The organism is Mesorhizobium sp. M4B.F.Ca.ET.017.02.2.1 (assembly GCF_003998955.1).
GTDB lineage: Bacteria > Pseudomonadota > Alphaproteobacteria > Rhizobiales > Rhizobiaceae > Mesorhizobium > Mesorhizobium abyssinicae.
This window is the reverse complement of record NZ_RZOF01000434.1, coordinates 1-4655: the sequence shown is the minus strand read 5'-3', so window position 1 is coordinate 4655 and position 4655 is coordinate 1. Positions and strand designations below refer to the sequence as shown.

Genomic DNA, 4655 nt, shown 5'->3' with positions numbered 1-4655 from the left:
GTTTGTGATGGCTTGAACTTGTCCGCGCGGCGGACCATATCAAGACAATCGGGAAAAATGCCATCCGGGTTTTTCCAGTTTATGTCGCTCTCCAGAGGACACTGTAACATGAGCCGAATGACGCCCTTTTCGAGCCCGCTTCTCCTGGGCTTCGACACGATGGAAAAGACGCTCGAGCGTCTGGCGAAGTCCGGTGACAGCTATCCTCCTTACAACATCGAGCGCCTCAGCGGTGCCGACGGCATGGCCGAAAGGCTGCGCATCACGCTCGCCGTCGCCGGCTTCGCCGAAAGCGACCTCGATGTCACGACGGAGGAGAACCAGTTGATCGTGCGCGGCCGTCAGAACGACGATACCGAGCGCGAATTCCTTCACCGCGGCATTGCCGCGCGCCAGTTCCAGCGCTGTTTCGTGCTGGCCGACGGCATGCGGGTGATCGCGGCGGAGCTGAAGAACGGCCTGTTGTCGATCGATCTCGATCGGCCGGAGGTCGAGCGGCTGGTACGGAAAATAAACATATCGGTGAAAGACTGATTTTACCGCTGCATCGGCCGGAAAATCGGAATCGATTTTCCGAAAGCACGATGCAGCAGACTTGAAGTTAGAGCGTCCTTTGTGCGTCCAACTGGACGCACGGCGCTCTAATGGCTCTCATGCGGGGCGGCCTTGGACGGCGTCCTCGCGTCAAGGAGGCTTGAAATGACCAGAACCGACGAAACCTCGACCATGACCAGCGGCGAATTCGCCCATCTCGGCGAAGGCTCGGTCGCCTATCTCCGGAAAGTCTCGAGCGACGATTTGCGCGGCCGCTTCCCCGGCCTCGACGAAATCGCGCCCGGCATGGAGCTGTGGGCGCTGTTTGCGGCCAATGGCCAGCCGATCCTGCTGTCCGACGCCCGCGACCGGGCGCTGGCTGGCGCGCTGGAGAACGACCTGACCACCGTCGCCATTCACTGACGGCGGTCTGTCAGGATCCAAATGGAAAGGGCCGCTTTTGGCGGCCCTCCGAAGGTCTTAATCCCGAAAAGAGCTTCAGGCCGCGTGCGAGGCCTGCGTGTCCGACAACAGCGCGTGGATCGCCACCGCATCGCGCGTACCCCTGATCTTGGCCACGGTGTCGGCGTCGCGCAGCACGCGCGCGATGCGCGACAACGCCTTGAGATGGTCGGCGCCAGCACCCTCCGGCGCAAGCAGCAGAAACACCAGGTCGACCGGCTGGTCGTCCAGCGCCTCGAAATCGACCGGCGTTTCCAGCCGGGCGAAGACGCCGGCGATCCGCTTCACCCCGGCCAGCTTGCCATGCGGAATGGCGATGCCGTTGCCGACTCCGGTCGAACCCAGCCGCTCGCGCTGCAGGATGGTGTCGAACACCTCACGCTCCGGAATGCCCGAAATCGCCGCCGCCCTCTCGGACAGCAATTGCAGCAGCTGTTTCTTGGAGTTCGCCTTCAACGCCGGCATGATCGCCGGAACGTTGATCAGATCGCTAAGATCCATGCCTGAAAAATCCCTTGTTCGCCCGCCGCAGCCAGTCCTCGCCCCCTCGCGCGGCTGGCTGCTATCCCTGTGCGACTTTGGTCGTGGACGGGTCGATCCAGCCGATGTTCCCATCCGGCCGGCGGTAGACGATGTTGAGATGCTCGTTCCCGGCGTTGCGGAACACGAAGACCGGGCTGTCCTTGGTGTCGAGCTCGATGACGGCGGACGCCACCGACATGGTGCGCAGCGTCATGGTCGACTCGGCGACGACCGCCGGAGCGAAATTCTCCGGAATCTCCTCGTCGTCGTCGGCGAGAGGCGCCATCACCGTATAGGCGATGTCGGTTGGCTCGCCATTGCCGTTGCCGGAGTTGTGCGATTTCAGGCGGCGCTTGTAGCGCCGCAGGCGGGTTTCGAGGCGATCAGCCGCCGCCTCGAAGGCAAGCGTGGGGTCCTGTGCGTCGCCCGTCGCCTGCAATGAGGCGCCGGAATCGAGCCGGATCATGCAGTCGGCCGAAAAGCGCGACCCCGATTTGATGACCGTGACATGCCCTGAAAAACCGCGATCGAAATATTTCCCGATCGCCTCGCCGACACGGTCGTTGATGCGCGTACGGAACGCATCGCCGATGTCCATGTGTTTTCCCGAAATGCGCAGTTTCATCTGAAAACTGACCTTCCCTACTCAGGCTTCAAACTGTCCCGAGTTTATACTCGTGGTCCGCGCGCACAAGCTTTGCGGCGGCGCTCGCGCCGATTTTAAATCCGAACTTTCCGGTTGATCACAAGTTGCCTTCTGGCCGTCGCGAGGCCTTCGCTGTGACGGACCCATCCGCTTGCGGGTTTCAGGCCCGCCTCATGCGGGCGGGCTTCTAGACACTTCATTGCGGCTTGTCAATGAAGCTCGAAAACTGTGGAAATCCGCGCCGCGGCCGTTTGACGGTGCGGTCAGCGCCCGGCGCTGGCGATAGCGCGCTTTTCACGCCGCCGCTGCACCGAGGAGGGAATATTCATGCCTTCCCGGTATTTGGCGACTGTACGGCGGGCGATGTCGACGCCGCTTTCCCGCAGCATGTCGACGATGGCGTCGTCGGAGAGCACGTCGACAGGCTTTTCCTCATCGATCAATTGCTTGATGCGGTCGCGCACCGCTTCCGAGGAATGCGCCTCGCCGCCGCCCGCCGAGGCGATGGAAGCGGTGAAGAAATAGCGCAGTTCGAACACGCCGCGCGGCGTCAGCATGTATTTGTTGGCCGTGACCCGGCTCACCGTCGATTCGTGCATGCCGATGGCATCGGCCACCGTACGCAGATTGAGCGGCTTGAGGTGGCGCACGCCATGGACCAGGAAGGCGTCCTGCTGGCGAACGATCTCCGAAGCGACCTTGAGGATGGTCTTGGCCCGCTGGTCGAGGCTGCGCGTCAGCCAGTTGGCGCTCTGCAGGCACTCGGCCAGGAAGTCCTTCTCCGCCTGGTCCTTCGCGTGGCCCGAAACCCTGGCGAAATAGACATTGTCGACCAGGACGCGCGGCAGCGTCTCGGCATTGAGCTCGACTGCCCAGCTGCCGTCGTTGGCGGCACGCACCTCGACATCGGCGACGATGGCGTCGCTGGCGCCGCCCGAAAACGCCATTCCGGGCCGCGGATCGAGGGCCCGGATCTCGGCCAGCATGTCGAGCAGATCCTCCTCGTCGACCCCGCAGATCCGCTTCAGCGTCTGGAAATCGCGCCGCGCCAGCAGCTCGAGGTTGGCGACCAGCGCCCGCATCGCCGGATCGAGCCGGTCGCGCACGGCAAGCTGCAGCGACAGGCATTCGGCGAGGTCGCGGGCAAACAGGCCGGCGGGTTCGAACGTCTGGCAGATCACCAGCACCTTGGCCACCGCCGCTTCGCTGGCGCCGAGGCGAGCCGCGATCTCGGCCATGTCGGCGCGCAGATAGCCGGCTTCATCGAGGCCATCGGCAAGCTCCCCGGCAATCAGCCGCGCCGCCGGGTCGGCGAAGGCGAGCGCGATCTGCTCGCCGACATGTTCGCGCAGCGTGATCGCGCTGGCGGCCATGTCGCCGACATCGAAACCTTCGGGCGAGGACGCGCCCATGCCGCTGCCGGAAGCCGATTTCCATTGCGCGCTGAGATCCGGACCGAGCCGCTCGCTGGTGCCGGGATCGTCGGGAAAGAGATTCTCCAGCGAGGAATCGAGCTTGTCCGAGATCGCTTCGGCGCTCCATTCGGTCTCGGCTTCGAACCAGTCGCCGTCGGCGGCGGTTTCCGGCGCGGCATCGCTCTTCTGCGCCGGGTCGCTCGCCGCGTCGTCCTGCGGCTCGGCGCGCTCCAGCAGCGGGTTGCGCTCGATCTCGTCATCAATGAAGCGCTCGAGCTCGACATGGGTGAGCTGCAGCAGCCGGATCGACTGCATCAGTTGCGGCGTCATCACCAGCGACTGGGACTGCCGTAGCTGTAATTTCGCCGCCAGCGCCATGGTTGGTTTTCAAACGCCTCTACGCACAGGACATGCCGGAACGAGTTTTTCCGACCGGGACAAACAAACTGGCCCGGCTTTTGCTTGTCAAGGGAAACGGTAGCAAAACGCGCTTACCGGAGCGTTATTTCAGGCAAAAATCGGACAAGAATCCCAAAAATCGCCGAAAAATTGCGTCGGGAGCTGGATTTCCTGTTTAGAGGGTAAAACCCTCGCCGAGATAAAGCCGCCGCACATCGGCATTGGCGACGATCTCGTCGGCGCGGCCATGCGTCAGCACCTGGCCGGCGTGGATGATGTAGGCGCGGTCGATCAGGCCGAGCGTCTCGCGCACATTGTGATCGGTGATCAGCACGCCGATGCCGCGCGCGGTCAGGTGCCGCACCAGCTGCTGGATATCGGCCACCGCGATCGGGTCGATGCCGGCGAAAGGCTCGTCGAGCAGCATATAGGCCGGGCGCGTGGCGAGCGCGCGTGCGATCTCGAGACGCCGCCTCTCGCCACCGGACAGCGACAGCGAGGGCGCCTTGCGCAGATGGCTGATGTGGAATTCCTCGAGCAGCTCGTCGAGGCTGCGCTCGCGTGCCTTGCGGCTCTTCTCGACCACTTCGAGCACGGCGCGGATGTTCTGTTCGACGCTCAAGCCCCGGAAGATCGAGGCCTCCTGCGGCAGGTAGCCGATGCCGCGCCGGGCGCGG

At 63.8% G+C, this 4655-nt stretch carries 6 protein-coding genes; 2 read left to right on the top strand and 4 right to left on the bottom strand.

What is annotated here, in order from left to right; genetic code table 11:
- Positions 1-108: 108 nt before the first annotated feature.
- Positions 109-534, top strand: coding sequence for an Hsp20 family protein (locus tag EN738_RS31285; protein WP_127286972.1), 426 nt, complete (start codon positions 109-111; stop codon positions 532-534).
- A gap of 165 nt (positions 535-699) precedes the next feature.
- The gene (locus tag EN738_RS31280) at positions 700-957 is read left to right on the top strand and encodes a DUF1150 family protein (protein WP_127286971.1); all 258 of its coding nucleotides are present in this window, start codon (positions 700-702) and stop codon (positions 955-957) included.
- A gap of 75 nt (positions 958-1032) precedes the next feature.
- Here EN738_RS31280 and ptsN read toward each other — a convergent pair whose 3' ends face one another.
- The 4 genes from ptsN to lptB all read right to left on the bottom strand — a co-directional run.
- A complete protein-coding gene (gene ptsN, locus EN738_RS31275; protein ID WP_006200387.1) occupies positions 1033-1497 on the bottom strand; it encodes a PTS IIA-like nitrogen regulatory protein PtsN in 465 nt (154 codons plus the stop codon).
- Positions 1498-1558: 61 nt separating this feature from the next.
- Complete coding sequence (gene raiA, locus EN738_RS31270) at positions 1559-2143, bottom strand: ribosome-associated translation inhibitor RaiA (protein WP_127286970.1); 585 nt, start codon at positions 2141-2143, stop codon at positions 1559-1561.
- A 284-nt stretch (positions 2144-2427) separates the two neighbouring features.
- A complete protein-coding gene (rpoN, locus tag EN738_RS31265) occupies positions 2428-3957 on the bottom strand; it encodes an RNA polymerase factor sigma-54 (RefSeq protein WP_127286969.1) in 1530 nt (509 codons plus the stop codon).
- Between the two features lie 196 nt (positions 3958-4153).
- Positions 4154-4655, bottom strand: a 502-nt coding sequence (gene lptB, locus EN738_RS31260; protein ID WP_127286968.1) for an LPS export ABC transporter ATP-binding protein, incomplete at its 5' end; no start/stop codon positions are given.